The sequence below is a fragment of the Mesorhizobium opportunistum WSM2075 genome (assembly GCF_000176035.2).
GTDB classification, from domain to species: domain Bacteria; phylum Pseudomonadota; class Alphaproteobacteria; order Rhizobiales; family Rhizobiaceae; genus Mesorhizobium; species Mesorhizobium opportunistum.
This window is the reverse complement of record NC_015675.1, coordinates 5818445-5845287: the sequence shown is the minus strand read 5'-3', so window position 1 is coordinate 5845287 and position 26843 is coordinate 5818445. Positions and strand designations below refer to the sequence as shown.

The window sequence follows — 26843 nt, the reverse complement described above, 5'->3', positions numbered from 1 at the left end:
CCCGCGCGATGCCTTGCTATGCCGGCTCGGTCACCGGCGCCTTCTGCAGCCTCGCCAGCTCCGCATAGGGAATGTGGCATCGGATGGAATGCCCGGGCTGTGCTTCGGCGAGCGGCGGCTCCTGCTCCTCGCAGATCGGGCCGATCTTGCGTGGGCAGCGCGTGTGGAAGACGCAGCCTGAGGGCGGATTGGTGGCGCTGGGGATTTCGCCGTCGAGGCGAATGCGTGCCGTCTCCGTCTGGTCCAGTCTTGGAACCGCCGACAGCAGCGCCTCGGTATAGGGATGATGCGGCCCGGAGAACACTTCTTCCGATGGCCCGAGCTCCATGATGCGGCCGAGATAGAGGACGGCGATCTTGTCGGAGAGGTAACGCACCACGCCAAGGTCGTGCGAGATGAAGATGTAGCTGACGTCTTCCTTCGATTGCAGGTCGGCGAGCAGGTTGAGGATGGCCGCCTGCACCGAGACGTCGAGCGCCGAGGTCGGCTCGTCGCACACCACGATGCGTGGATCGCCGGCGAAGGCGCGCGCGATGGCGACGCGCTGCTTCAGGCCGCCCGAAAGCTGGCGAGGCTTGACCGCCAGATGCCGCTCGGTCAGCCGCACCGAACGGATGAGGTCGTTGAGACGGGCCTCCAGCGCCTTGCCGGAGAGGCCCGCCAGCCGCTTCAGCGCCCGGCCGATCAGGTGGCGGATCGAATGCGAGCGATTGAGTGCCGAATCCGGGTTCTGGAAGACGATCTGCATCGCCTTAACCTGGTCGTCGCCGCGGTTCTCCAGCCGTGGTGCCAGCACCTTGCCCTCGAGCTCGATGGTACCGCCGTCATCGGGTGGCACAAGGCCAAGCAGCAGCCTGGCGAAGGTGGTCTTGCCGCTGCCGGATTCCCCGACCAATCCGAGCGTTTCGCCCGGGCGAAGATCGAGCGAGACGTCCTTGACGGCGCGCAAGGCATGGCCATGGCTGGCATAGGTCTTGTTCAGCCCCGTGACGCGCAGCACGGGTGCTGCCGCCGGCTTTGGCACGGGCGCCACATCGCTCGGCGTGGCGCGCGGCAGCGATTGCGCCTTGTCGTGATGGAAGCAACGCGACAGCCGCTTGCCTCGCTCGTCGCTCAGATCATAGAGCGGCGGCAATTCGGTGCGGCAGCGGTCGTCCGCGAGCGCGCAGCGGTCGGCGAAGGCGCAGCCCTTGATGTCGGCGCCAATGCCCGGCAGGAAGCCCGGAATGGTGTCGAGCCGGCCCTGGTCCTTGCGTTGGCCGCCGCGCGGCAGGCAGCGCAAGAGCGCCACCGTATAGGGGTGGCGTGGATCGTTGAACACAACATCGGTCGGTCCTTCCTCCACCAGCATGCCGGCATAGAGAACGCCGACACGGTCGCACATGTTGGAGACGACGGCGAGGTTGTGGCTGATGAACAGGATCGACGCCGACAGCTCCTGCCGGAGCTGCGCGATCAGGTCGAGCACCTCGGCCTCGACCGTCGCATCGAGGCCGGTGGTCGGCTCATCGAGGATCAGCATCGAGGGGTCGTTGGCCAGCGCCATGGCGATCGCCACGCGCTGCTGCATGCCGCCGGACAGCTGGTGTGGGTAACGCTGCATGACGCTCGTCGGATCGGAGATGCGCACCCGGTTGAGCATGGCGACGGCGCGATCGGTGGCTGCCTGGCCCGTGATGCCGCCAAGCTCGAAGATCTCGGTCAATTGCCGGCCGACGCGGATCGAGGGGTTCAGCGCCTTGCCGGGATCCTGATAGACCATCGAGACGCTTTCGGCGCGAGCGCGCCGCAGGGCCTCGCCGTCGAGCTTCATCACATTCTGGCCGTCGAGCGAAATCGCGCCGCCTGTGATCGAACCATTCCTTGGCAAATAGCGCACGACGGTGAGCGCCACGGTGGATTTGCCGCAGCCGGATTCGCCGACCAGCCCATAGGCCTCGCCCTGGCCGATGTTGAGGCTGAGATTGCGCAGCACCGCCCGGTTGCGGCCGGCGACCCGGTAGGCGACCGATAGGTCGTGCAGTTCGAGGGCGTTCTCCGCCTTTGTGTATTGGACCGTGGCGGGGTCAATCATTGAGCGCTCCGTGAACGCCGTCGGCCGCCAGATTGACGCCGATCACCAGCGAGGCGATGGCGAGCGCGTCGAACAGCACCGTCCACCAGAAGCCGCCGCCGATCATGCCGTAATTGCTGGAGATCGACAGCCCCCAGTCCGGCGACGGGGGCTGGATGCCGAAACCCATGAAGGAGAGTGTCGCGACCGCGAAGATGGCATAGCCGAGCCGCACGGTGGTCTCGACCAGGATCGGCGGGATGACGTTGGGCAGGATCTCGACGAACATCGTATGCAGCGCACTCTCGTGCCTGAGTTGGGCTGCGGCGACATAGTCGAGTTCGCGCTCCGCCAGCACCGCCGAGCGCACGGTGCGGGCAATGATCGGTGCGAAGCTGAGGCCAATGACGACGATGACCGTGGTCTTGGAGGTGCCGAGCGCCACGATGGCGAGCAGCGCCACGATGACCACGGGAATAGCCATGAAGGCTTCGAGGATGCGGCTGACGACATCGTCGACGAGCCCACGGAAATAGCCGGTGAGCAGGCCGAGCGCGGTGCCGGCGATCGTCGCCAGCAAGGTGGCCAGCGGGGCGACGGTCAGGATGTCGCGCGAGCCGACGATGACGCGCGAGAAGACGTCGCGGCCGATCTGGTCGGTGCCGAACCAATGTTCGGATGAAGGCGGCGCCAGCGCGTTGATGATGTCGTCGGCAAGCGGATCGTAGGGTGCGAAATGTTCGCCAAACAGCGCGCAGGCGACCCAGAACATGACGATGGCGAAGCCGACGAGGAACGTCCGCGAGCGCAGCAGGGAGAAAAAGACTTCCGCCACCGCGCCGCGCCGGCGCGTATCGTCTTGTGCGGGTGAGGTGGTCTGGACGACGCTCATTGATCTGACCCCAGCCGGATGCGTGGATTGAGCACGGAATAGAGGAAGTCGGCGATCAATGTGGCCACCGCATAGACGATGCCGATGGTGAGGATGCCGGATTCCAGCATCGGGAAATCCTTGCCGCGCGCGGCGGTGAAGATCAGCGAGCCGATGCCCTGGTAGCGAAACAGCGTCTCGATCACCACCAGGCCGCCGATGAGGTAGCCGGTTTGCGTTGCAATCACGGTGATGGTCGGCAGCAGCGCATTGCGCAGCACATGGCGCCAGATCACCGTGCGCCAGGGCAGGCCCTTGAGCACCGCCGTTCGCGTATAGTCGGAATCGAGCGCCTCGATCATGCCCGAGCGCGCCATGCGGGCGATATAGCCGAACAGCACCAGGAACAGCGGCAGCGAAGGCAGGATCAGATAATAGAGTTGGGTGAAGAAGCCGGCGTCCTTCGGCCATGCGGCCGAGATCGGCAGCCAGCGCAACCAGACACCGAAGATCAGGATCAGGATGATGCCGGTGACGAACTCCGGCAGCACCGTCACCGACAGGCCGCCCAGGCTGATGATGCGGTCGAGCGGGCGGTTGAGGTTCAGCGCGGCCACCACCCCGCCCAGGATACCGATCGGCACCACCAGCACGAAGGCGACCGCCGCCAGCTTCATCGAATTGCCCAAGGCATCGATCACGAACGGCGCCACTGGCGAGCGGAATATGTAGGACGTGCCCATGTCGCCCCGGATAAAGTTCCAGATCCAGGTCGCATATTGGGTGAGCAGCGGGCGATCGACGCCAAGCGTGTGATTGAGCGCGTCGACCGCGCGCTGGTCGGCGAACGGCCCCAATATGGCGCGTCCGACATTGCCGGGCAGAACCTGGCCACCCAGGAACACCATGATGCTGAGCAGGAACAGCGTCACCAGCGACAGCGAGACACGCCGGGCAAAGAAGGAGAGAATGGCTATGACTCCTTGTGGAGCCAGCCCCCTTGCAGGAGCTGGCTGTCAGAGGATTGGCTTTCCCTTGCTGGTCAGGCTTTCGATGCCTTGTCGAGGAACAGCTGCGACATGGCGGTCGGCTGCACGCCGGCCACGCCCTTCGCCGTCGCCGTCAGGTAGTCGTAGAAATAGCCGAAGATGACCGGCGTTTCCTCGAGCAGCAGCTTCTGGATCTTGCCGGCGTCGGCCTTCTGCGCCTCCAGATCGAGCGCGGCGATATAGCTGGTCGCCAGCGCGTCGTAGTCCTTGTTCTTGAAATGCGCCGCGTTCCAGGTGCCGTCGCTCTTCAGCGGAGCGGCAAGATAGACATTGGGCACGCCGCGGTGGCCGTAATCGGTGATCCCCATGACCGAATCCAGCCAGTTCGATTTGCCGAACACCGCGTCGCCATAATAGCCGCTCTGGTCGAGGATGTTGAGCTCGAGCTCGATGCCGATCTCTTTGACCCAGTTCTGGATGAGCTGAGCATATTCGGGGATTTCGAGGTAGCGCTCGGTGGTCAGCGTGATCTTGAAGCCCTTGCTGGCACCGGCGGCTTCCATCAGCTGCTTGGCCTGCGCGATGTCCTGCTTGCGCTGCGGCACGCTCGTATCGGTTGACGGATAGACCGATGCGAACGGGCTGTCATTGCCAGCCACGGCGCGACCCTTCATCAGACCCGCGACCAACTTGTCGCGATCCATGCTGAGGGCGATGGCGCGGCGCACGCGGGCATCCTTCAGCGGGCCGTCGTCGCAGCGCAGATGCAGTTGCTGATGAGCCGAAGACTTCAGGCTGATGATGTCGATGTTCGGATCGTTGAGCAGGGCGACGCCGGCGAGCACCGGCATCTGGTTGATGATATCGACCTGGCCGCCTTGCAGCGCCAGGATCATCGGCTGCACGTCGGTGAAGAAGGTGAATTCGGTGCGCTCCGGCAGCGCCTTCTCGCCCCAGTAATTGTCGTTGCGGACAAAGGACGCGCCGACCTTCGGCGTATATTTCTCGACCTTGAATGGGCCGGTGCCGTCGAAGCTCTTCTCGTAATCGCCCTTGTAGTCAGCCGGAATGATGACGGCGTTGTAATTGTCGGACGACAGCATGTAGGGGAAGTTGCCGTTCGGCGCGTCGAGGTGGAATTCCACCGTGTAGTCGTCGACCTTCTTGCTGGCGCCCTTCGACAGGATGCCGGTGAACACCGACAGCGCGTTGGACGAATTGGCCGGATCGGCGAGGCGGTCGATGCTCGCCACCACGTCCTCGGCCTTCATCTCGCCGCCTGAGTGGAATTTTACGCCCTTGCGCAGCTTGAACGTCCACACCGAGCCGTTGTCGTTCGGCTTCCAGCTTTCGGCCAGTGCCGGCTTGAGCACGAGGTCGGGGCCGTCCACGCAGAGGAATTCGGCAACCTGCTGCATGATCAGCAGGCCGCCGGCGTCGGCGATGGTGACCGGGTCGATGGCCGCTGCCGGCACGCTGCTGGCGACGCGGATGGTGGCGCCGGGAGCGCCCTGGGCGCGGGCGAGCGACGGCATGCCACTGAGGCCGGCTGCCGTGGTGATGCCGCCCAGAAGCGGCAGCGACAGGCCGAGCAGGCTGCCATGGCGGATGAAGTCGCGGCGGCTGACGCGGCCGTCGACAAGACCGTCGATCAGGTGATTTTCAAGCGGCGAGCGGTTGCGCCGGATCAGGTCGAGAATGCGGTAGTTCTTGCTCATGGGTTTAACCCTTTCCCCTGTTTCTTATGGCTGAAGAATGCATTTCCAGTTGACGAAATTCCGTGGAGTTCTCCTGTCCAGGTCGTCAATGTTGTCGGTCGACGGAACTGTAGCACGCGGTTTTCCCCGGTCCATCCGATCCTCGCGGCGGAGGGGTCAGATTTTCTTGAGGCAATGCTTCCACCCGTCCGGTCTTGCCGTCACGACACGATCGCGGCGACGAACCGTTGTTCTTGAACACGCCTCCTTTTCGTCCTCATTCTCCTAGTTCAGCGGCAAACGGCGGTATGTCCCGGGCGCAGCCGGGTCGTGATATTTGTTGCAGGGGCCGTTCTCGGTGAAATCGCGATGGCAGGCCGCGAGGTTTTCCCGCGACAAGGTGATGCCGAGACCGGGGCCTTCCGGCACGCGCACGACATTGTTCCTCGGCGAAAACGGCCCTTCCTCGGTGATATCGGTCGGCTGCATGCGAAACAGCGACTGGTTCGGCTCCCGGATCCAGCCCAGCGCCGCGCACAGATGCAGGTAGGCGGCGCTGCCGATGCCGCTGTCGCCGCTGTAGCACCAGAAGTCGATGCCGGCGTGCTCGCAGGCGCCGACGAAGCGCAGCATGCGGCCGATGCCGCCATGCACGGTCGGGTTGCCGACGAAGGCGTCAGGCACCTTGAGGTCCATGGCGCGCGCGATGTCGATGTTGTGGGTCGAGAACGGGATCGAGCAATGGCGCCGCAGCTCCCGCATCTCCTCGATCGTCGCCACCGGATCTTCCCAGTTGCGCACGCCGAGATCCTCCAGCGGTCGCGCCAGGCGCCGCGCGGTGCTGAGCGAATAGGCCTGGTTGGAATCGATGCGGATCATCGCGTCGTCGCCAAGCTTCCTGCGGATCAGCTCGACCATTCTCAGCGAGATTTTCGGATCCTGCGTCGAGAATTTGCCTTCGAAGAAAGTCGTTCCATAGGTCTCGTGCAACTCGACGCAATAGTCGGCGACTTCCTCCGGCGTCGTTTCGCCTTTCACCTTCGGCCCGTCGCCGCGCAGAGAAAAATAGTCGGTGAACGGGATGTCCTTGCGCACGGCGCCGCCAAGCAACTGGTAGAGCGGCTGGTTCCACGCCTTACCGCGCAGATCCCAGAACGCCATCTCGATGGCGCCGAACGCCATGATGCGGGTGCGGTCGTTGATCGACTGCACGCCGGTCCAGAAGGGAAGGCAGACATGCTCGGCGCCGGCGATGTCGAAGGCGTCGCGGCCGACCAGGCGTTGTGCCAGGATATCATTGACGATGGCGGCGGCCGCCGGCGTCGGCGCCTCGCCGACGCCGATCAGCCCGTCCTCGGTTTCGACTTCGACGATGGTCTGCGAAAATCCGTCGAGCTCGCCGAACACCCAGCCATAGGGCGCTTCGAGGCGCAGATTGATCGGCGTGGCCTTGATGCTGCGGATTTTCATCTCAGCGGCCGATCTCGAAGAACGGTGCGCCAAGCAGGTCGGGAACGACATCGATGCCGAGGCCCGGTCCGTCCGGAATGCCCATGCGGCTGCCCGTGACCGGCGGCATGTTCGACGCCGTGCGCACCGTCACCCACTCATGGAAGGCGATAGCGTGCAGCCGGCGCTCTTCCGGCGTCGACAGCGACAGGTGCGCCATGGCGGCGGTGTCGATCTCGGCGCCGCCGGTGTCCTCGACCGTCATCATGAAGCCGAGGTCGACGGCAACGTCGCGGATCAGACGCGTCTTCGTCACGCCGCCGAGCCGCGAGATCTTCAGCGTCAGCCCATCGGCCGCACCCCGGCGATGGATCTCCAGCATTTCCTCGAGCGAGGTGACGGATTCGTCGAGCACCATCGGCTTGTCGAGCATACGGCGCACCGACATATTCTCGTCGATCGTCGTGCAGGGCTGCTCGAACGTATAGTCGATGGCGCGCGTGGCATCGGCGAACTGGCGCGCCTGGTACGGCGTCCAGCCGGCATTGGCGTCACAGAAGATGACCGTGCCTTTCGGCACCGAGGCGGCGACCGCGGTGACGCGCTCGATATCGTCATGGACATTGCCGCCGACCTTGACCTGCAGCCGGTGGAAGCCATCCTTGACGATCCGCTTGGCCAGTGCGGCCATGGCGTCGACGCTGCCATGGGTGACGACCTTGTAGAGCTCGGCGGTGTCGCTCTCCTTGCCGCCCAGCAGCGTGACCAGCGGCACGTCGGCGGCGCGCGCGGCGAGATCCCAGCAGGCCATGTCGAGCGCCGACTTGATGTAGGGATGGCTCTTGAACACCGTGTCCATCAGCCGGCCGATGCTGGCCAGCCCGCGCGGGTCGTGGCCGATGAGGTGCGGCGCGATTTCCGGCACGCCCGCGCGCGCTCCCATCGGAAACGCGGGCGAGTAAAAATTGCCGAGCGGCGCCATCTCGCCCCAGCCGGTCAGTCCGTTGTCGGCGGTGATGGCGACAATCACCGCGTCGAAGGCGTCGGCCTCACGTCCCTTGGACATGCGGTAGGGCCCGTCCACGAAGGGCTGCACGACGTGATAGGCTCTGATGGTTTGGATCTGCACGTATTTGTCCGTTGGCTGGGATGTCTGGGTCAGGCGCCCGGGCGCTGTTCGAGGCCGCGCGCGTAAGAGAGCAGCTCTTCGAAGTCGAGGCTGATATGTTCGCGGGCATGACGCTGGGCAGCGCGCATGTCGCGGCCCTTCATCAGTTGCACGTAGATCTCATGGACGTCTTCGGCCGGCACCGGCTCCTTGCGGGCCTGCTGATGCAGCGCGAAATACATCTGCAACCGGCTGATCAGCCGCTGCCAGGTTTCCAGCAGCACCGAATTGTCGGCCCACTCGTAGATCAGGCCATGCAGTTGCAGCGCCGTTTCGATCTGCCTTGTGGTGTCGAGGTCGCGTGTCGCCTGCTTCACCGCTTCATGGCGGCGGTCGAGCTCGTCGAAGAAACGCTGGTCGCGCTGTGGCCATGTCTGTTCGATCGCGAACTCGTCCAGCACCTTGTTGAGCGAATAGGCGTCGTCGATGTCCTTGGCGGTGACATCGATGACGAAGGTGCCGGCATAGGGAATGCTGGTCAGGATGCCTTCCTGCACCAGCTCGCGCATCGCCTCGCGTAATGGCGCGCGGCTGACCCGCATCTGTTCGGAGATCCTGAGCTCGTTGAGCTTCTGGCCGGGCGCCAACTGGCCGGTCAGGATCGCGCGCCTGAGCAGCGCCACGATTTCGGCGCGGCGCGTGGTGTCGGCAATCGGACTGAAATCCGTCTTCCCCATCCGGCCCTCCAGCGAGAACAGAGGGTAAGACAATCAGATTGTCGACAATCTAACAAGACGCCATTTTCGGATTTTTCATTTTCGCTAGGGCAACGCGATCCGTGATGCGGATGGCGCAGACCGATCTGGACGCAGGCCGCCTGATCGCGCTGTCGCCGGTCTCGGTGCGCCTCCGGTCACCCCTATTGCGCTTTCATGCCGTCGGCCCAGGCCGATCGCGCCGACGTGGCCGCTCTTGTCGGCCTGCTCGTGAAAACGGCGCCCGCGACCTGAGAAAAGGTCGAGGGCGCCGCGCGGAAACCGGGCCTGCGGGGGTGTCAGGTAGCCGGTTTCTGTGGCAGTGGCGAGATCGGCATTCCAGGTCCGATCTTCTGCAGATTGCCTGTTATCACCTGGTCGCCTTCGGAGACGCCGCTCAGGATGGCCACCAGGTCGCCGCTGGTCGGCCCGAGCGAGACCAGCCGCTGGTCGACCGTGTTGCCCTTGCCGACGACGTAGAGATATTTGCCGAGCTGGCTCGAACCCAGCGCCGTCTGCGGCACCATCAGCGCATCGGGCTGCTGCTTGATGTGCAGCCGCACCCGGACATATTGTCCGGGCATGAGCGTGAACTTGGCGTTGCCGATCGTGGCGCGCGCGGTGATGGTGCCGGTCGAGTGGTCGACCGTGTTGTCGATGAAGGTGAGTTCGCCCTTCTGGCTGGTCTCGGTTTGACCCGGAAGCAGCACCTCGACTTCGATCGGGCCGGCAGCGCGGGCCTGTTCGATCTCGGTCAGGTCCGTCTCGCTCGGATTGAAGGTGACGTAGATCGGGTCGAGCTGCACCAGCGTGTTGAGCACCGTGCCGGCGACGCTGACCAGCGTCCCGACCGAGGCCTGGTTGCGGCCCAGACGCCCGTTGAACGGCGCATGGATTTGCGAGTAGCTCAGGTTGAGTTCCGCCGTGCGCACTGCCGCCTGATTGAGCGCCAGCGATGCTTGTGCCTCGCGCAAGGTGCTGGTGCGCTGGTCGAAGCTGTCCTTGGCCAGATAGCCACTCTTGGCAAGTTCGCTACCACGTCCGAGATTGGACCGTGCATAGTCGAGCGTTGCCGTGTCGCGCTGGACCTGGGCTTGCGCCTGGTCGAGAGCGGCCTGGAAGTCGTCGGGCGAGATCTTGTAGAGAAGGTCGCCCTGCCGGACATCGGCGCCGTCTTGCGCTGTCTGTTCCTGCAGGTAGCCAGGCACGCGCGCCTGCAGCGTGATGCTGCGGATCGGTTCGATCCGCGCGGCATAGTCGAGGTAGATCGGGATCGTCTTCTTGACGACGCTTGCCACCGGTACCGGCATGACGAACGCCGCCGGGGCGGGCGCCGCTCCGGCCGTGCCGGCATTGAGGCTCAAATTACCCATGTCGAGCAGGTGAACGCTCGCCACCGAGATCGCGCCCAGCGCGACAGCCGTTCCCAAAGCGATTTTCCATTTACGCATGATCAGTCTCCAATCTTATTCGGCCGCTTCCGCCAGGGGAGGGAAGGCGGTTTCGGCAGTTGGTTCAGAATGTTGTGAGGCCGGCTCGCCGCTTTCGCGGCGTTCGCGCAGCTGCTCGATGACCGCGTAGAAGACCGGCACGAACACCAGCGACAGGATGGTCGCGGCGACCATGCCGCCAAACACGGTGGTGCCGATCGACTGGCGGCTCGATGCACCGGCGCCGGTCGCGAACATCAGCGGCAGCACGCCGAGGATGAAGGCGAAGGCCGTCATCAGGATCGGCCGCAGCCGCAGACGCGCGGCTTCCATCGCCGCCTCGACGATGCTCAAGCCCTCCTCGCGCCGCCGTCTGGCGAACTCGACGATCAGGATGGCATTCTTCGCCGCCAGTCCGATCAGCATGACGAAGCCGATCTGCGAATAGACGTCGATCTGCATGCCGCGCACCGAGAGCGCCGCGAAGGCGCCGAACAAGGCCAGCGGTACCGCCAGCAGCACCATGAACGGCATCGCCCAGCTCTCATACTGCGCCGCCAGGATCAGGAAGACGAAGACGATGGCGAGGCCGAAGACGACCGATGCGATCGATCCTGCCTTGAGTTCCTGGAAGGTGATGCCGGTCCATTCGAAACCGAAATCCCTCGGCAGGGCCGTTGCGGCAGCCCGTTCCATGGCGGCGACCGCCTGGCCCGAGGAGAAGCCCGGTGCGGCACCGCCGTTGATCGAGGCCGATGCATTGTTGTTGTAGTGCGGCACGGTTTCCGGTCCGACGAACGGCACCAACTTGCCCAGCGTCGAGAGCGGCACCATGCCGCCGGAAGCATTGCGCACATAGAGCCGAGAAATGTCGGCAGCACCCGCGCGTGCGTCCTTGTCGGCCTGGATGGTCACCCGGAAGGTGCGGCCAAACAGGTTGAAGTCGTTCACGTAGAGCGAGCCGAGATAGATCTGCAGCGTGTTGAACACGTCAGGCAGGTTGAGGCCGAGCAGCTTCGCCTTGGAGCGGTCGAGGTCGTAGTTGAACTGCGGCGTCGACGTCGAGAACGGCGAGAACAGCTGCTGCGGATTGATTTCCGGCTGCTTGCGCGCCTCGGCGATCACGGCTTGCGTCGCATCGTTGAGGGCTGTGCTGCCACGGCCGGTGAGATCCTCGACGACGAATTCGAAGCCGCCCGTGGTGCCGATACCAGGGATGGAAGGCGGATCGAAGCTCAGCGCAAAGGCCTCCGGAATCTGCATCAGCTTGCCGCGCACGTCGGCGACGAGCTTGGAGGCGCTCTGGTCGGGACCGCGCTCCTCCCAGGGTTTCAGGATGGCGAATTCGACCGCCGAGTTCGACTGCGCAGCACTGGTCAGGAAGTTCAGGCCGCTGATCGAACCGACGATGTCGACGCCGGGCGTCGCCTGCAGGATGTCGCGCGCCTTCTTGGCCACCGCGTCGGTGCGTTCCAGCGAGGCGCCGTCGGGCAGCTGGATGACGACGAAGAAGTAGCCCTGGTCCTCGACCGGAAGGAAGGTCGAGGGCAGTTTCTGCCAGACGAAGTAGGTGGCGACCAGTCCGGCTGCGAACAGGCCGAGCATGATCCAGCGCAGGCGGATGAGGAAGCGCACGCCATGGGCGTAGGCATGCGACAGCTTGTCGAAGCCACTGTTGAACCAGCGGAAGAGCACGAACTGCGTGCCCTGGCGATAGCGCAGGAAAGCGGCACTGAGCGCCGGGCTGAGCGTCAGCGAGTTGAAGGCGGAGATGCCGACCGAAATCGCCACTGTCAGCGCGAACTGGTTGTAGAGCCGCCCCGAGACGCCGGGAATGAAGGCGACCGGCACGAACACCGCCATCAGGACGGCGGTGGTGGCGATGATCGGGCCGGTGACTTCGGCCATGGCGGCCTTGGTCGCCGCCAGCGGTTTCAGCCCAGCCTCGAGCTGTCGTTCGACGTTCTCGACCACCACGATGGCATCGTCGACGACAAGTCCGATCGCCAGCACCATGCCGAGGAGCGAGAGCATGTTGAGCGAGAAGCCGAGCATCTCCATGACCACGAGCGTCGCCACCAGCGAAACCGGGATGGCGATGGTTGGAATGATGGTCGTGCGCCAGCTCTGCAGGAAGACGAACACCACGGCGACGACCAGCACCAGGGCTTCGCCGAGCGTGATCAGCACGTCATGCATCGACGCCGAGACGAAGCGCGTCGTGTCGTAGTGCATGGCGTAGGAAACGCCCTTGGGGAAACGGCCCGACAGCTCCTGCATCTTGTCCTTGACGCGCTGCTGCAGATCGAGCGCGTTGGAGCCCGGCATCTGGTAGACGGCGAGCACCACGGTCGGATCCTTGCCGAAGAAGGCCGACGATGAATATTGCAGCGCGCCGAGCTCGATGCGGGCAACGTCGCGCAGCCGCACCAGCGAGCCGCTGTCGGTGTTGGCGCGCACGACGATGTCGCCGAATTCCTTCGGGTCGCTCAAGCGGCCGACGGCGTTGACCTGCATCTCGAAGGCGGTGCCGGCCGGGGCCGGCGACTGGCCGATCTTGCCGGCCGCCACCTGGACGTTCTGTTCCGCGATGGCATTCTGGACGTCGACGGCGGTGATGCCGAGATTGGCGAGCTTGTCCGGGTCGAGCCAGACGCGCATCGAATAGCGCCGCTCGCCGAAGATCTGTACGTCGCCGACGCCTTGCAGCCGCTTCAGCGGATCGACGACCTGCAGATAGGCAAGGTTCGAGAGCGCCACCGGATCGACGGAACTGTCGGGCGAGGTGAGATTGACGATCAGAACGAAATTCGGGTTCTGCTTCTTGATCGTCACGCCGCCCTGGTTGACGATCGCCGGCAGCGACGAGGCCGCCTGCGAGACGCGGTTCTGGACGTCGACGGCGGCCGTGCTCAAGGAATAGCCGACATCGAAGGTGATGGTGATGGTCGAGGAGCCGTCATTGGAGCTCGTCGACGACATGTAGGTCATGCCTTGCACGCCGTTGATCTGCTGTTCCAGCGGCGTCGTCACCGTATCGGCGACGACCTGCGCGCTGGCGCCCGGATAATGGGCGCTGACCACGACCTGCGGCGGTGTGATGTCGGGGAACTGCGAGACCGGCAGCAGAAAATAACAAATCGTCCCGGCGAGCACCATGATGATGGCGATCGCCGAGGCGAAGATCGGACGATGGATGAAAAAGTTTACCACGACACACATGCCTCGCCGGCTGCTCTTGCCCTGCCGAAGGCACTGGCAAGCCTGGACAGTTTTTGGCCGCGCTCGTCGCTGGAAGCTTCCAGCGAACGCAGCAGCGGCACCTTGCGACGCTGCCCATTGGCGAGCGAGCGAAGCATTGTCTCGAAGGCGCGGGGATCGACCCCATCTGCTTTCATGACCAGCCGGATCATCGGATCCCGGACGGCCTCATCTATGGTAAGATCGCGGCGCTGTGGCATTGGCCGGCTCCTTGTCTGTCGATTCGCAGCCCATGCTCGCGAACCGTTTTTTCATCTCTTCACCGGCCGAGGCCGCATGATTGGCAGTTTTTCCACCCCTCGATCTGGCAGGACCAGTTCACGGTCTTGTTATTGACGACGGGCGACATAGGTGTTACCAGTAAGTAACATTTGCATAGTTACAGACCGGTAACACCCTAGTCAAGAGGTGGCCGAGGGTTTTTAGGAAACGAAAGGAGATCATGATGACAGACGGCGTCGTGGAGCGCCCTCGTCCCCGGGATCGGATCCTGGAGACGGCGCGTGACATGTTCCACAAGCACGGCATCAAAGGCGTTGGCGTCGACGCCATCACCGAAGCTGCCGGCACGAACAAGATGACGCTTTATCGTCACTTCGAATCCAAGGACGATCTGATCGTCGAATGCCTGCGCGCCAATGCGTCCAAGGCCGGCGCGATGTGGGAAGCCTTCGAGGCCGAATTTCCGGGCGACAAGCTCGCGCAGCTTCACGCCTGGGTTCGCAAGGCGGCCGCCATGCTCAATGCCGATGGTCGCGGCTGCGACATGGCCAATGCCGCGGCCGAGCTGACCGAGCCCGACCATCCGGCCCGACGCGTGATCAAGGAACTCAAGGAAGCCCAGCGCGAACGTCTTGTGGCGCTGTGCCGGGATGCCGGCATCGGTCAGGTAGAACTGCTCGCCGATACGCTGTCGCTGCTGTTCGAGGGCGCGCGTGTCAGCGTGCAGACCGTGGGCGCCGAAGGGCCAAGCGCGCAGTTCGTGCGCATGGCCGAGGGGCTGATTGTTTCTTTCCGGGGCACTGCCGCCAGCTGAAGTGATCGGCCGCGCGTTCCATTCAACTTGTCGTGCGATCTAGGCGATGCCTGGTGCCCTTTGGCGCCGGGCAGCACTGCAATTCCTGCCAACGGAACGAAAAAAGCCCGCTGCCGGGAGGAGGTGGCAGCGGGCTCGATTTCGAATGTGGTGCGGGAGGAGGTGCACCCCACTCAGCGCCGGCATCGCATCTGGGAGGAGTAGATGGCCGACAACCAGAACCTACGAGTTGCCCAATGATTCGGCAACCATAAAAGTTGCATAGCAGGTGTGCAGAATTGCCGCAGCACCCGTCAATCCTCCTACAAATCCGAACAAAGCCGCCTTGCGCAGGCGCGCTAACCTATTGAACCGGAACGTTTTCCCTGAAGATCAGGCGCGGTTCGATGAATTTCCGGGTGAGATAAGGCGCCGATGAGGCAATCGAGCCAAGCAGGCGGATGACCGACTGTTCGGCGATCAGCCTGGCGTTCTGGTCGATGACGACATCGGCGAGGTCATCGACGAGATAGCCGCGTGTTTCCTTGGTCAGATCGTGGCAGATGAACACCGGCTTGCGATTTGGCCTGGCTTCCCGGATGGCTTTCGCGACGCCGGAGCGTCCGGCCCCGACACAATAGATGCCGAGCAGTTCCGGCTCGTTGCGCAGCGCCTTCATCGTCTCGGCATAGCTGACATCGGGCTCGTCATTGATCTCGACAGCGCTGCTGATGGTCAGGTTGGGAAACTCCTCGCCGAGCACGGAACGGAAGCCCATTTCGCGTTCCTCATGGCCGCGATAGGAGCGCGAGCCGACGACCATCGCCAGGCGGCCCTCACGGCCGCCGAGGAAACGTCCCATCAAAAGCGCCGCCGTCCGTCCCGCCATGCGGTTGTCGATGCCGACATAGGCCGAGCGGGGAGCGGCCGGAATATCGGACACCAGCGTCACCAGGCGGATGCCGGTGTCGACGATGTCGCGCAGGATGTTGCGGGTTCGCGGATGGTCGATGGCGATGACACCGACGCCATTGGCCCGCAGCGACAGGTTCTCGACGGCTGTCTGCAGCGCGTTCGGCGATATGCCGGCTAGATTGTGGATCCGGCAGGAAGCGACGAGCGGCAGGCGCGACGCATAGTCTTCGATGTATCTTGCCAGATCCTGCATGAAGGCGTTGCTGCCGATCGGCAGGAAGAATTCGAGGTTTGCGGGCTTGGAGGGAAGCGTCACCTGGTCGGCGACCGGCAGATAGCCGAGCTGCTTGGCGGCCTCCATGACGCGCTGCCGGTTGGCGGCGCTGGCGCCCGGCCGATTGTTGAGCACCCTGTCGACCGTTGCCGTCGAGAGCCCGCAGGTCCTGGCGATATCGGAGACGGTGGCCTTCATGCCGCAACCCTATGCGCCGATGCCATGGCGCACCAGACCGATGATGTGGCAGGCGATGTGGTCTGAGTGGTGGGTGATCGCCACCCATCACCGCGATGTCCATTCGGCTGCTTCGGCAAGACGGCTTCCGCCCGTCTTCAGTGCGGCGGCTTGCCGTCGGCGACGGCGTCGCGGATTTCCTTGTCCGACATGCCGGTGATGATCCGTTCGACTTCCGCCACGGTTGTCGTCTTCGGGTCGATGTCGTCGGCGACCACCTTGCCCCTGCGCATGACGACGATGCGGTCGACCACCTGGAAGACGTGATGGATGTTGTGCGCAATGAAGATACAGGAATGGCCGGAATCGCGCGCGCTGCGCACGAAGCTCAGCACGCCCTGTGTTTCGGCAACGCCGAGATTGTTGGTCGGTTCGTCGAGGATGATGAGGTCGCTGTCGAAATGCATGGCGCGCGCGATCGCCACTGCCTGGCGCTCGCCGCCGGAGAGCGAGCCGATCGGCGTCGTCGGCGGGATGTTCTTCGAAATGCCGACCTGCTTGAGCAGGTCGCGGGCGACAGTGTTCATCGCCTCCTGGTCCATGCGGTTGAGGAAGCGCGGCGGCTTGATCGGCTCGCGCCCAAGAAACAGATTGCGCGCAATCGACAGCTGCGTGACCAGCGCCGAGTCCTGGTAGATGGTCTCGATGCCGTGGGCGATGGCGTCGCTTGTGCTGCGCAGGGCGACCTTCTTGCCGCGGATGAAGATGTCGCCGCTGGTCAGCGGCACGGCACCCGAGAGCACCTTGATCAGCGTCGACTTGCCGGCACCATTGTCGCCGAGCAGGCCGACGATCTCGCGTTCGTTGACATGGAAGTTGGCGTCCTCGAGCGCCTGCACGCGGCCATAGGACTTGCGGATGTTCTGCATGCGGATCAGTGGCTCGGCCATGGTTCAAGTCCCTGCCTGGTGCCGGCGTTCCAGCCATGAATGAAGCGCCATCATGCCAAGGATGATCGCGCCGATGAAGATGTTGTAGGCAAGGCCGGGCACGCCGATCAGCACGATGCCGTTGCGCATCACGCGCAGGATCAGGATGCCGAGCACGGTGCCGATGATGGTGCCGCGCCCGCCGGTCAGCGCCGTGCCGCCGATCACCACCATGGCGATGACTTCGAGCTCGTAACCGGTGCCGCTGTTGGGGTTGGCGGCGGAGGTGCGCAGCGAGGAGATGACGCCGGCAAGCGAGGCCATGACCGATGACAGCACGAACAGGCCGATCTTGACGCGGTTGACGTTGACGCCGCGGGCGCGCGCCGCGTTGGGATTGCCGCCCGCCGCCTGGATCCAGTTTCCGGTTCGGCTTTGCGTCAGCACGTAGCCGAGCGCGATCGCCGCGGCGATGAACCAGAACAGCGACATGTAGATGCGGAACGGCCCGATGAAGAAGTCTCCGACCAGCGCTTCCGCCAGCCAGCTGCCCTCGGCGCTCCAGGTGCGCTGTGGGAAGCCGTCGGTGATGAAAAGGGCGCTGCCGCGCACCACCAGCAACATGCCGAGCGTGACCAGGAAGGACGGGATCTTGAGCTGCGTGACGAACCAGCCGTTGACCAGTCCGATCAAGGCTGCGACCACCAGCGCGACGACGAAGCCCATCTCCAGCGAGGTGACGCCGGCATTGAACAGCGTCCACATCAGCACCGGCGAGAAACCGAATAGGGAACCGACGGACAGGTCGAATTCGCCCGATGTCATCAGCAATGTCATCGCCAGCGCGATCAGGCCGAGCTCGACCGTGAATGCCAGCGTATTGGAGATGTTCTGCGGCGACAGGAAGTCGTGATTGAAGCTCCAGAAAACGCCGATTTCGACGACCAGGAGCACGAAGGGACCGAATTCCGGCCGCGCGATCAGGCGTTGGACGAGCGAATGATTTTCCACTGATAACCCGCGACATGATTGGAGAGGCGGAGCGCTGCACCGGAATCCAGCCAGGCTCGGCGAATGGACAGACAGTCGCGACCGCGGGTGCGATCGCGACCGTCTCGGTCTCGGATCTTATTTACCCGACAGGATCTTGTCGTAGACCTCGGCGGTGTCCTTTTCATAGAGCGCGCCGGTGATGACGTTGAAGCCCGGAGGAATGCCTGACGCGGCCATATTGGCGAGCGAGAGCGCGACATAGCTGGTTGCCTGCGGGTCCTGCCACTGGCCGGCATTGACATAGCCGTTCAGCACTTCCTGCGTTGTGTCGAGCGAGTTGCCCCAACCGACGACCGGAATTTCGCCGGGCTTGACCCCGACCTGGTCGAATACCCGCTTGATCGAGCCGGTGACCAGATCGCCAAGGCCGATGATCGCCTTCACCTTGCCCTTGTGGGCGGTGAGGTAGTCGACCATGCGGTTGATCACCTCGGCCTGGTCGAGCGTCGCTTCGGTCACTTCATAGGTGATGCCGAGCGGTCCGAAGACGCTCTTGATGCCTTCCTCTTCCTGGACGCCATAGGTGGCGCCGGGAATCTCGACCGGCATCCAGACGAAGTCGCCCTTCTTCACCAGGCCCTTGTCGACCAGATACTGCGCCCAATGCTTGCCGAAGGTGACATTGTCGCCGCCGACATAGGCGTTGAAATTGGCCTTGGGATCGGGCGTGTTGAAGTTGATGATCGGGACGTTGGCCGCGCGGGCCTCCTTGACGATCTCGACAAGGCTGCCCGGGTCGGGGCTGGTGGTGACGATGCCGTCGGCCTTGGCGGAGAGGGCGGCGCGAACCGCTTCCTGCTGCGAGGCGACGTCACCATTGTGGAACGAGGTGTTGACGGTATTGCCGGTGTCCTTGGCCCATTGCTTGGCGCCGGCCAGGAAGTAGGTCCAGACCGGATCGGCCGGACCGCCATGTGAAATCCAGTAGAACGTCTTGGCCTGCGCCGCCGCCGGAACGAGCGTCAGCGCGACCAGCAGTCCGTAGAGCACAAGTCTCAGTCTTGTCAGCATTTGATTTCCTCCCGGTTGAAGATGATCCGTCCCTTGTTCCGGCGTCAGCCGGATTGCGTCTTTTGCCAGCGCCGGTCGGATGCCTCAGAGCATTCCCTTTTTCGACGGATGGCAAGCCTCCATCTGCAGATGTAGTTGTCGGCTGACGCGGCGCCATCAGCGGTCCCATCAGATTGCATCAGTTGGGACGGTTTTCCGGGCAGCCGGATGATTGGCGTCGAGGCTCAGCCGAGCGGGTTGTGCGATCGGCGCTGCATGCTCCACAAGCGATAGCTGCCCTTCAGGACCGAACCACTTGAAGAAACCGCTAGATCAGGCCGGCCTTGGCGAGGTCGCGCATCAAATGGCTGGCGCCGTAGGTCCAGTGCGGGCAATCGGGCGACAGCCGCACCCGGTTGACCAGCGCGCCGAATTTCTCCGACGAGATGGTGACGATGTCGCCGACCTTGTGGGTAAAACCCTTGCCCTTTTCGCCGCGGTCCTTCGAGGGCACGAACATGGTTCCGAGGTAAAGCGCCAGCCCGTCCGGATACTGGTGGTGCGGGCCCATGGCAGCGGCAACCAGTTCTTCCGGCGAGCGGCTGATCTCGGCCATCGAGCTCGCGCCCTCCAGCGAGAACCCGTCCTCGCCTTCGACCTTCAGGCGCACGACCGCGTTCTTCACGTCGGCGATCGTGAACGTGTCGTCGAACAGGCGGATGAAGGGGCCGAGCGACGCGGAGGCGTTGTTGTCCTTCGCCTTGCCGAGCAGCAGCGCCGAACGCCCTTCGACATCGCGCAGATTGACGTCGTTGCCGATGGTGGCGCCGACGATCCTGCCGCTCGAGGCGGCGATCATGGCGATCTCCGGCTCCGGATTGTTCCAGGTCGAAACGGGGTGCAGGCCGACATCGGCGCCGAAGCCGACCGAGGCCATCGGCTGGCACTTGGTGAAGATCTCGGCATCGGGGCCGATGCCGACTTCCAGATATTGCGACCAGGCGCCGCGCGCGATCAGCTTGGCCTTGATCTCCATGGCTGCCGGCGAACCAGGCTTGAGCTTCGAAAGGTCGTGGCCGATCAGCCCGGCAATGTCGGCGCGGATGGCGTCGGCCTTTTCCGCCGAGCCGCGCGCCTGTTCCTCGATCACCCGTTCTAGCAGGCTGACGACAAAAGTCACGCCGGACGCCTTCACCGCCTGCAAGTCGGCGGGAGACAGCAAATACGGCTTGGCCGGGTCGCGCGCGGTCTCGAAACTATTGGCGGCGATGTCGTCGAGCGAGCCGATCGGCTTGCCCTTGGCCGAGCGCACGTGCTTTGCCGGATCGGCCATTTCGCAGACATCGCGCACGGTCGGCGCCGTGCTCGACGTGATGTCGAAGACGGTGCCGTCACGCACCGTGACCACCATCGGATGCGAGGCATCTCGGCTGCCGGCGCGCCCGACAAACAGGCCTTCGGCCGGCAGATGTGTCAGGTTGGTCATGGCGTTGGGTCCTCCGAATGATCGAAAATGCGCTTGGCCGGATCGGCGCGGCACTTTCACCGGATTCCTCTCAAAGGTCTATCCCGTCATTGGCAATCCAAAGGTGCCGCGTTCGGTTGTGAGAGTTTCAACTCTCCAGGGTCACTTCCTATGCCGTGAAAACTGATGCGCTTGTTCAAAAGTGTGAAATGCACGCGGCCATGAAGAACGGAAGCCCTGCCAAAGCTCCCGCCGGGGGATTTCACTTGACAGTTTCATGAATATGAAAAACTCTCAACTAATTTCAAAAATCGGACAGGTCGATGTCGGCCCTTGTTGCAAACCAGATGCCAAAGGCCCGGTCTTCATCGGGCTTCAGCTTCGCCATGCTGCTGCCGGGCGCGGCCGTCACCTTCCTGCTGATCCTGTTTGCGCTTGGCCTCGTGCTTTTCCTCGCCTTCCGCAACAATGACGGCTCGCTGCTGGGCAGCGGTTTCAGCCTCGCCAACTTCGCCACAGTGGTCTCCGATCCGCTCTACTGGACGGTGACGCTGCGCTCGCTGGTGATTGCCGCTCTGGTCACGCTGGCCACGGTCGCCACTGCCTATCCCGTCGCCTACTATCTCGCTTTCCACGCCGGGCGGCGGCGCGGTCTGCTCTTGTTCCTGGTGACGCTGCCGTTCTGGACCAGCTATCTCCTGCGCGTCTTCGCCTGGAAGATCGTGCTCGCCTACAATGGCGTGTTGAACTCGGCGCTGATCGAAACCGGCATCTGGTCGGAGCCGACGCTGGCCTTTCTCAACACGCCGGCCGCCGTCGTCGTCACGCTGGCCCACGCCTATGCGCCCTTCGCCATCCTGCCGATCTATGTCGCGCTGGACACTATCCCGAAATCGCTGATCGAGGCCGCTTCCGATCTCGGCGCGCGGCCGTTCACCTCCTTCCGCCGGGTCGTGCTGCCCAATTCTATGCCGGGCGTGCTGGCCGCCGCGCTCGTCGTCTTCGTGCCGACCGTCGGCGACTATGTCACGCCGGCGCTCGTCGGCGGCCCGGCCTCCACGATGATCGGCACGCTGATCCAGGCTGAGTTCGGCAAGGCCAATGACTGGCCGTTTGGAGCAGCACTCTCCGTAGCCGTCATGCTGGTGATCCTGGCGGTGGTGCTGGTCGCGCGCTTCACCGACCGCAGATTTGGCAGCCGCACATGAGCGCGCGCACGCAAGGTGGCGGCCGCTGGCTTGGCGTCTACGTCGTCGCCTATCTGTTTTTCCTCTATCTGCCGGTGCTGCTGATCCCGCTGTTTTCCTTCAACGACTCGATCCAGGCGGCGTTTCCGCTGCAAGGTTTCACCTTGCAATGGTACGCGACTTTGTACGGCAATTCGGCGCTGTCCGGCGCGCTCGTCAACAGCCTCGTCATCGGCATCATTGCCGCCACGGGCGCCACGCTTTGCGGCATCACCGTGTCCTACATGGACCTCTATGGCCGCTCGCCGCTGGCCGCCACCATCAGCGCCATCGCCCGGCTGCCGATCCTGATCCCGGGCGTCATCGTCGGCATATCGCTGCTGATCCTGATCAACCTCATCGGCCTCGGACCGTCGCGCATCGCCATCGTGCTCGGCCACATACTGGTGGCGCTGCCGACAACCGTGGTGATCATGCGCAGCCGCTTCGCCGCCATCCCGAAGACCATTCGCGAGGCCGCCCTCGACCTCGGCGCGTCCGACTGGACAACCTTCCGGCGGGTGATGCTGCCGCTCAGCCTGCCGGCCATCGTTTCGGCCTTCATGCTGGCCTTCCTGATATCGTTCGACGAATTCATCGTCGTCTTCTTCCTTGCCGGCACCGAGCCGACGCTGCCGCTCTACATCTGGAGCCAGCTGCGGTTTCCGAAGTCGCTGCCGACGGTCATGGCGCTGGGCACATCGATTCTGGCGGTGTCCTTCGTCATCGCCGGCCTTGCCGAGATCCTTCGCCATCGCGGCCTGTCAGCGACCGCGCCGCGACCCGCGAATCCATCACAACCAAAACAAACCAAGAGAGGAGAACTGCAATGGCATTCGACCTGATATCCGGCGACCTGATATCCGGAAAGACGGCCCGGGCCGGCCTCGCCGCTTTGGCGTTGGCGCTGTCGTCGACCGTCGCTTTCGCTGGCGACAAGCTGCAATATTTCACCTGGTCGGGCTATGAACTGCCCGACTTCAACAAGAGTTTCCTCGCCGCGCACCCCGATGGCGTCGAGGCTTCCATATTCGGTGACGACGATGACGCCTTCACCAAGGTCAAGGCCGGCTTCCGTCCCGATATCGCGCATCCCTGCTATGACAAGGTGGCGCGCTGGAACAAGGAAGGCCTGCTGCAGCCGATCGACACCAAGCGCATCAAGAACTGGGATTCGATCTTCCCGGTATTCAAGAACCTGCCCGATCTGCAGGCCGGCGACGGCAAGGTCTGGATGGTGCCGTGGGACTGGGGCAACACCTCGATCCTCTACCGCACCGATCTGGTGAAGAACCCGGAAGCGAGCTGGAACCTGCTGTGGGACAAGCAGTATGCCGGCCGCATGGCGACCATCGACGCCGTGCATGACACGCCGATCGTTGCCGCGCTTCTGGCCGGCGTCAATCCGTTCGACATGACGCCGGAGCAAATGGACAAGGTGGCGGCGAAACTGCGCGAGCAGCGTCCGCTGCTCTCCAATTACACAACCGACATGACCTCGGTCGAACAGGCCTTGGCCAGCGGCCAGCTGGTCGCCGCCATGACCTGGAATGCGTCGGCCACCTCGCTGAAGAAGCAGGGCGTGCCGGTCGAGTTCATGAAACCGAAGGAAGGCATGCTGACCTGGGCCTGCGGCTTCGTCATGCTCAAGGACGCCAAGAATGTCGACCTCGCCTACGATTTCATGAACAGCCGGCTGGATGCCGAGTCCGGCAAATACCTGATCGAGTCTTATGGCTACGGCAGCTCGCTCTCGACCGCTTTCGCCGGCGTGCCGAAGGAAGACCTGGACAAGCTGCAGCTGCCGTCCGATCCGGAAGTGATGCTGAAAAGCACGATCTTCACCGGGCCGATGAAACAGAATGACGATATGGCCAAGATGTTCGAAAAGGTGAAGGCGGGCGGGTGAGGCTGGTTCTTCCTTCTCCCCTTGTGGGGTGAGCAGCCGGTTCGCGTAAGCGAATTCATCGTGCCAGTGGCACGATGAAAGGCCGGCGAACGCTGGGACGCTGCGAAGCAGCGGGGACCCAGCAGGGTGGATCGGCTACCACGCCCGGCCCTTCGCAGGCTCAGGGCGTTCGAAGCTCGAAAAGCCAAGCAATTGGCTTTTCGTTCGCTGCGCGAACCGCTTCTCACCCACAAGGGGAGAAGGGGGAGCCTAGCGGCGCTGCGCCACGTCGATTGAGAAGACTACGAGGACCCATACATGGACATGCTTGACGACGCCGCGGAAAAACCCAAGGACGATGCAGACGTCCGCGTTGGCCGGCGGGTGCGGGCGCTGCGGCTGGAGCGCGGCCTTTCGCTGGCCGAACTGGCGGCAAAAGCCGGAGTGTCGATCGGTGCGCTGAGCCAGATCGAGCGAGGCATGTCATCGCTGCGTGTCAAGGTGATCTGGCCGCTTGCGGCAGCACTCGACATCGAGCCGTCGGCGCTGATCGCCGACGGCAACGACGCAGTCAATGATCTCTATTGCGTGCGCGCCAACAGCCGCCGCGCGATTCCCGTCAAATCCGAAGGCATCGCCAAGGCGCTGCTGTCGCCGCCAGGCGCGACGCTGACCGGCATGCTGGTGACCGTGGAGGCCAATGGCGGCACGGCGGAAGCCTATGCGCATGCCGGCCATGAATTCGGCTACGTGCTGGCGGGCGAGGTCGAACTGGTGGTGGATTCGACAAAATACGTGCTGAAGGAGGGCGACAGCTTTGCCTTCAAGAGCACGCTCTTGCATGCCTTCCGCAATCCCGGCGCCGAGCAGTGCCAGATCCTCTGGGTCAACACCACGAAACCGTCCGAGGTTCGCGATGGCGCCTGATCGTCTTGTGCGGCTGCAGGCGATCTCGAAGATCTTTCCCGGCGGCATCGTCGGGCTCGACGCCGTCGATCTCGACATCGTCAGCGGCGAGTTCATTACGCTGCTCGGGCCATCGGGATGCGGCAAGACCACCAGCCTGCGCGTCATCGCCGGCTTCGAAAGCCCGTCGAGCGGCAAGGTGCTGCTTGACGGGCGCGACATCACGGCGCTTCGGCCCTTCGACCGGCCGGTCAACACCGTGTTCCAGGACTACGCGCTGTTTCCGCATATGAACGTCGCCGAGAATGTCGGCTTCGGCCTGTCGCTGCGCAAGCTCTCCGGCAGCGAGCAGGCAAAACGCGTCGGCGAAGCCCTGGACATGGTCGGTCTCGCCGACAAGCTTCGTGCCCGGGTCTTGGAATTGTCGGGCGGCCAGCGCCAGCGCGTGGCACTTGCCCGAGCCATCGTCTGCGAGCCGCGCGTGCTGCTGCTCGACGAGCCGCTGTCGGCGCTCGATGCGCATCTGCGCGAACAGATGCAGGTGGAACTGAAGCGGCTGCAGTCGCGGCTCGGCACCACCTTCGTCATGGTCACCCACGACCAGACCGAGGCGCTGTCGATCTCCGATCGCATCGTCGTCATGAACAAGGGCCGCATCGAGCAGATCGCGCCGCCGGCGACACTCTATGATCGGCCCGCCACGAAGTTCGTGGCGAGCTTCATCGGCACCATGAATCTCCTGCAGTCGCGGTTTATCGGCCACGACGGCGATCGCCTGCGTTTCACCGCCGGAACACTGGCGCTGGAAGCCATTTCTGAAACCGGCCAGTCACCCGGTGAAGGCGACGTGCGTACCATCGGCGTGCGTCCTGAGGATTTGCTGGCGACGACCGAAGTCTCGCCGGGCACGGCGCCGGCGCGCGTCAACAGCATCGTCTTTCACGGCCGCACGCTGCGCTTGCACGCCGAACTTTGGGAGGGAATGCCCGTGGTGATCGACGCACCGCGCCGGGCCGATGGCTTTCAATTCAACGTAGGCGACGTGGCGCATGTCAGCCTGCGCCGTGGCGCCAGCTGTCCCATGCTGCCAAGCTAATCTTTCTTGAGGTCAAGGGCAGGATTGCGGAGCGCGGGATTTGGATCAATCGACGCTTGACTCGAAAGGAATGTTCCTGTTTTGTTCCAGAACAGAGCGAAACAGGAGCGTTCCTTGCCGGGCGTATGCGTATGTATCTGCAAGGCGAATTCGACTTCGGAATTCCCGAGCCGCCATGGCGGCCAAAACGGCCGGATCGTGCCTTCTTCGGGTTATTCTTACAGCCCCGGTTCCATGCTCCCTTCGCCGATTTGCAGAACCAGCTTTGTCATCGGCATGGAATTGTTGGGAAGCGGTTATCGGTTGAGCGGTTTCACCTGAGCTTGCGGCATGCCGGCGACTACAGACGGCTGCGGTCCAAGGTCGTCTTTGCAGCGTCTCGATCGGGCCGGCATGTCCAAATGCCCGCCTTTGAGGTCACGTTTGGCCATGTCGGCAGTTTTCCGGGTCGCCCGGCGACCCGGGGCAGGCCGCCTCGCCACCCGTTTGTGCTTCTGGCCGATGATGGACCAGTTTTCGAACTCCACAAATTGCTTGGGGTCGAGATGCTGAAGAACGGGCTCAAGGCGCCGGATCATTTCGTTCCGCATCTGACACTCGCCTACGATCAAAAGTTTGTCCCTCGGCAGCCCATCGAACCGATCACGTTCGTTGCCAATGACTTCATCCTTGTTCACAGCCTGCGCGGTCTGACGAAATATCTCTTCCTGGACCGTTGGCCCTTGATGGAGGCATCGTAGTCGGCACCTGATCCGTCCTGACATGAAGTGTCAGCTATCGATCGGCTCGACAGTGGCAGGCGGGCAAGCTGTCCCCTACTTGCATTCATCGCGTCGAACAGGAGGAACACACATGACCATCACGGAAATTGCCAAGGATTTCACCGAACGCCTCAAGCAGGGTGACAATGAGGGTGCTGCCGAAAAGTACAATGCCGACGATATCGTCAGCTATGAAGCCATGGACGGGCCGATGGCCGTCAGCCGCGGCAAGGCTGCCCTCAAGCAGAAGGGCCAGTGGTGGCAGGAGAACAACGAAGTGCATGGCGGTTTGGTCGAGGGCCCCTATGTCAACGGCGACCAGTTCGCGGTGCGCTTCAAGTTCGACATAACGCCCAAGGCCACCGGCGAGCGTGTCACCATGGATGAGGTTGGCCTGTACACGGTCAAGAACGGCAAGATCACCGAAGAGCGCTTTTACTACTGAGGCCGAAACGGCTTCCGGGAGCCCGCTCTCGGTGCGGGGTTAAGACAAATATGGCGGCCGGGACAATGCCCTGGCCGCCATGCGCATCCG

23 protein-coding genes are annotated in these 26843 nt (G+C 63.5%); 8 read left to right on the top strand and 15 right to left on the bottom strand.

Annotated features, from left to right (window positions below):
• Nucleotides 1–16: 16 nt before the first annotated feature.
• The 10 genes from MESOP_RS28225 to MESOP_RS28180 all read right to left on the bottom strand — a co-directional run bounded on the left by MESOP_RS28225 (nt 17) and on the right by MESOP_RS28180 (nt 13813).
• Complete coding sequence (locus tag MESOP_RS28225; protein ID WP_013896760.1) at nt 17–2074, bottom strand: ABC transporter ATP-binding protein; 2058 nt, start codon at nt 2072–2074, stop codon at nt 17–19.
• Nucleotides 2067–2945, bottom strand: coding sequence for an ABC transporter permease (locus MESOP_RS28220; protein ID WP_013896759.1), 879 nt, complete (start codon nt 2943–2945; stop codon nt 2067–2069). Before MESOP_RS28220 ends, MESOP_RS28225 begins: the two co-directional genes overlap by 8 nt.
• A complete protein-coding gene (locus MESOP_RS28215) occupies nt 2942–3895 on the bottom strand; it encodes an ABC transporter permease (RefSeq protein WP_023764581.1) in 954 nt (317 codons plus the stop codon). Before MESOP_RS28215 ends, MESOP_RS28220 begins: the two co-directional genes overlap by 4 nt.
• A gap of 71 nt (nt 3896–3966) precedes the next feature.
• Nucleotides 3967–5631 (bottom strand): ABC transporter substrate-binding protein, encoded by a 1665-nt coding sequence (locus MESOP_RS28210; protein ID WP_013896757.1) that lies wholly within the window; start codon nt 5629–5631, stop codon nt 3967–3969.
• A gap of 264 nt (nt 5632–5895) precedes the next feature.
• Entirely contained in the window at nt 5896–7080 is a 1185-nt protein-coding gene (locus tag MESOP_RS28205; protein WP_013896756.1) for a mandelate racemase/muconate lactonizing enzyme family protein, read from the bottom strand.
• 1 nt (nt 7081) lies between these two features.
• Nucleotides 7082–8188 carry a mandelate racemase/muconate lactonizing enzyme family protein gene (locus tag MESOP_RS28200; protein WP_013896755.1) on the bottom strand — a complete coding sequence of 369 codons (1107 nt, stop codon included), beginning with the start codon at nt 8186–8188 and terminating at the stop codon, nt 7082–7084.
• 29 nt (nt 8189–8217) lie between these two features.
• The gene (locus MESOP_RS28195; protein WP_013896754.1) at nt 8218–8904 is read right to left on the bottom strand and encodes a GntR family transcriptional regulator; all 687 of its coding nucleotides are present in this window, start codon (nt 8902–8904) and stop codon (nt 8218–8220) included.
• 317 nt (nt 8905–9221) lie between these two features.
• A complete protein-coding gene (locus MESOP_RS28190) occupies nt 9222–10373 on the bottom strand; it encodes an efflux RND transporter periplasmic adaptor subunit (protein ID WP_013896753.1) in 1152 nt (383 codons plus the stop codon).
• Between the two features lie 15 nt (nt 10374–10388).
• On the bottom strand, nt 10389–13565 hold the full coding sequence (locus MESOP_RS28185; protein WP_041165080.1) for an efflux RND transporter permease subunit: 3177 nt from the start codon (nt 13563–13565) through the stop codon (nt 10389–10391).
• Nucleotides 13559–13813 carry a hypothetical protein gene (locus MESOP_RS28180; RefSeq protein WP_013896751.1) on the bottom strand — a complete coding sequence of 85 codons (255 nt, stop codon included), beginning with the start codon at nt 13811–13813 and terminating at the stop codon, nt 13559–13561. Before MESOP_RS28180 ends, MESOP_RS28185 begins: the two co-directional genes overlap by 7 nt.
• A gap of 245 nt (nt 13814–14058) precedes the next feature.
• Here MESOP_RS28180 and MESOP_RS28175 point away from each other — a divergent pair, with 245 nt between their 5' ends.
• Nucleotides 14059–14649 (top strand): TetR/AcrR family transcriptional regulator, encoded by a 591-nt coding sequence (locus tag MESOP_RS28175; protein ID WP_013896750.1) that lies wholly within the window; start codon nt 14059–14061, stop codon nt 14647–14649.
• 343 nt (nt 14650–14992) lie between these two features.
• On the opposite strand, the gene MESOP_RS28170 is transcribed toward MESOP_RS28175, so the two are convergent.
• From MESOP_RS28170 to MESOP_RS28150, 5 genes are all read right to left on the bottom strand, one after another.
• Entirely contained in the window at nt 14993–16015 is a 1023-nt protein-coding gene (locus MESOP_RS28170; RefSeq protein WP_013896749.1) for a LacI family DNA-binding transcriptional regulator, read from the bottom strand.
• 137 nt (nt 16016–16152) lie between these two features.
• Nucleotides 16153–16944: an ATP-binding cassette domain-containing protein gene (locus tag MESOP_RS28165; protein ID WP_013896748.1), complete on the bottom strand. Its 792-nt coding sequence runs from the start codon at nt 16942–16944 to the stop codon at nt 16153–16155.
• A gap of 3 nt (nt 16945–16947) precedes the next feature.
• Nucleotides 16948–17934: an ABC transporter permease gene (locus MESOP_RS28160; protein ID WP_013896747.1), complete on the bottom strand. Its 987-nt coding sequence runs from the start codon at nt 17932–17934 to the stop codon at nt 16948–16950.
• A gap of 117 nt (nt 17935–18051) precedes the next feature.
• Nucleotides 18052–18987 carry a substrate-binding domain-containing protein gene (locus MESOP_RS28155; RefSeq protein ID WP_013896746.1) on the bottom strand — a complete coding sequence of 312 codons (936 nt, stop codon included), beginning with the start codon at nt 18985–18987 and terminating at the stop codon, nt 18052–18054.
• Between the two features lie 307 nt (nt 18988–19294).
• The gene (locus tag MESOP_RS28150; protein WP_013896745.1) at nt 19295–20452 is read right to left on the bottom strand and encodes a fumarylacetoacetate hydrolase family protein; all 1158 of its coding nucleotides are present in this window, start codon (nt 20450–20452) and stop codon (nt 19295–19297) included.
• A 302-nt stretch (nt 20453–20754) separates the two neighbouring features.
• Here MESOP_RS28150 and MESOP_RS28145 point away from each other — a divergent pair, with 302 nt between their 5' ends.
• From MESOP_RS28145 to MESOP_RS28115, 7 genes are all read left to right on the top strand, one after another.
• On the top strand, nt 20755–21639 hold the full coding sequence (locus MESOP_RS28145) for an ABC transporter permease (RefSeq protein ID WP_013896744.1): 885 nt from the start codon (nt 20755–20757) through the stop codon (nt 21637–21639).
• A complete protein-coding gene (locus tag MESOP_RS28140; protein WP_013896743.1) occupies nt 21636–22502 on the top strand; it encodes an ABC transporter permease in 867 nt (288 codons plus the stop codon). The genes MESOP_RS28145 and MESOP_RS28140 overlap by 4 nt, the downstream gene beginning before the upstream one ends.
• Complete coding sequence (locus tag MESOP_RS28135; RefSeq protein ID WP_013896742.1) at nt 22487–23566, top strand: ABC transporter substrate-binding protein; 1080 nt, start codon at nt 22487–22489, stop codon at nt 23564–23566. Before MESOP_RS28140 ends, MESOP_RS28135 begins: the two co-directional genes overlap by 16 nt.
• Nucleotides 23567–23863: 297 nt before the next feature.
• Nucleotides 23864–24472 (top strand): cupin domain-containing protein, encoded by a 609-nt coding sequence (locus tag MESOP_RS28130; protein ID WP_013896741.1) that lies wholly within the window; start codon nt 23864–23866, stop codon nt 24470–24472.
• Nucleotides 24462–25547, top strand: a complete 1086-nt coding sequence (locus MESOP_RS28125; RefSeq protein ID WP_013896740.1) for an ABC transporter ATP-binding protein — start codon at nt 24462–24464, stop codon at nt 25545–25547. Before MESOP_RS28130 ends, MESOP_RS28125 begins: the two co-directional genes overlap by 11 nt.
• A gap of 131 nt (nt 25548–25678) precedes the next feature.
• Nucleotides 25679–26287, top strand: a complete 609-nt coding sequence (locus tag MESOP_RS28120) for a 2'-5' RNA ligase family protein (protein WP_013896739.1) — start codon at nt 25679–25681, stop codon at nt 26285–26287.
• A 112-nt stretch (nt 26288–26399) separates the two neighbouring features.
• Nucleotides 26400–26753 (top strand): nuclear transport factor 2 family protein, encoded by a 354-nt coding sequence (locus MESOP_RS28115; RefSeq protein WP_013896738.1) that lies wholly within the window; start codon nt 26400–26402, stop codon nt 26751–26753.
• Nucleotides 26754–26843 lie beyond the last annotated feature (90 nt).